This is a genomic window from Streptomyces phyllanthi (assembly GCF_009377205.1).
GTDB lineage: Bacteria > Actinomycetota > Actinomycetes > Streptomycetales > Streptomycetaceae > Streptomyces > Streptomyces phyllanthi.
The window spans coordinates 1-1560 of sequence record NZ_VJZE01000882.1 but is presented as its reverse complement, the minus strand read 5'-3'; the positions used below and the strand labels follow the sequence as shown (position 1 = coordinate 1560).

At 70.2% G+C, this 1560-nt stretch carries 1 protein-coding gene and 1 pseudogene; both read left to right on the top strand.

Features of this window, described 5'->3' with window-relative positions; all coding sequences use genetic code 11:
- The first annotated feature begins 56 nt into the window (after positions 1-56).
- Positions 57-1181 carry a zinc-dependent metalloprotease gene (locus tag FNH04_RS45840; RefSeq protein ID WP_152792128.1) on the top strand — a complete coding sequence of 375 codons (1125 nt, stop codon included), beginning with the start codon at positions 57-59 and terminating at the stop codon, positions 1179-1181.
- A gap of 213 nt (positions 1182-1394) precedes the next feature.
- A pseudogene (locus FNH04_RS45835) lies at positions 1395-1560 on the top strand (tRNA lysidine(34) synthetase TilS); the annotation flags it as partial.

Below are 1560 nucleotides of genomic sequence, written 5' to 3'. Positions count from 1 at the left end.
CACCCCCCACCACCCACGCCCTGCCCCCAGCGGCAGCGCTCCCGTACGGTTGATTCATGACGCGCATCGGTGGTGCCGAGATGGTCGACTGGAATCTTGCGGTGGCGACCGCGACCCGGCTCGTGCGGCCGGGCCCCGAGGTGAGCCGCGACGAGGCCAGGGCCGTCGTCGCCGAGCTGCGCCGACATGCCAAGTCCTCGGAGGAGCACGTCCGGGGCTTCACCCGTTTGGGCACCGACGAGGCCCACGACACCCCCGTACTCGTCGTGGACCGCCCCGGCTGGATCCGGGCGAACGTCGCCGGGTTCCGCGAGATCCTCAAACCCCTGCTGGACAAGATGCAGGAACGTCGCGGCGGCACCCCCGGCGGCGCGGTGCTCGGAGCCGTCGGCGGCAAGGTCACCGGCGTGGAGCTCGGCATGCTGCTGTCCTTCCTCGCCTCCCGTGTCCTCGGGCAGTACGAGACCTTCGCCCCCGCGACCCGCGAACTCCCGGCCGGCGAGGACGGCGGCGGCCGCCTGCTCCTCGTCGCGCCGAACATCGTCCACGTGGAGCGCGAACTCGACGTGGAACCCCACGACTTCCGCCTCTGGGTCTGCCTCCACGAGGAGACGCACCGCACGCAGTTCACCGCGGTGCCCTGGCTGCGCGACCACCTGGAGGGGGAGATCCAGTCCTTCCTGGGGGAGACCGAGGTCGACCCCATGACCGTCCTGGAGCGCATCCGGGAGGCCGCCCAGTCGCTCGCCGGCGGCCGCCCCGAGGGCGAGGAGGGCGACGACTCCCGGTCCCTCGTGGAGCTCGTACAGACGCCCGCCCAACGCGAGATCCTCGGCCGCCTCACCGCGGTCATGTCCCTCCTGGAGGGCCACGCGGACTTCGTGATGGACGGTGTCGGCCCGTCGGTCGTGCCGTCCGTGGGCGAGATCCGCGAGAAGTTCCAGCAACGGCGCCAGCGCGGGGCCTCCCGCCTGGACCTCGCCCTGCGCAAGCTGCTGGGCCTGGACGCCAAACTCAGGCAGTACAAGGACGGTGAGCGGTTCGTACGAGCCGTCGTCGACCAGGTCGGCATGAACGGCTTCAACCGCGTGTGGACCTCACCGAACACCCTGCCGACCAAGGCGGAGATCGCCAAACCGGCGGACTGGGTCGCGCGGGTGCACCGGAAGTCCGAGACATGAGCCGCCTGCGGAAAACCTGAGGCGCGTGGGGAAGGCGTGAAACGAATCCGGCAGACGGCAGGCAAACGCCCCCGTAATCACTCGTCTGAGGGAGCGTGAGCCATGCGCAGGCGTGCAATGCTCGGGGCACGGCCCGTTTCTGTCACCATCTACATACTCTGCGTGACCGAATCTCGGGTTCACCCCCCGACAACTTCTTGAAGGGCACCGGCCATGGGTCCCCATCCTGCGGTCGCGGCGATACGCCTGGCGGTACGCCGCGTCCTCCACGACATCCTCACCGAACAGCCGTCCACCATCGACGAAACGTCCCGTGTGCTCGTCGGCGACGGTGTCTCCCGCGCGCCCGCCACGGGCGGCACGCCGCACTCACCCACCC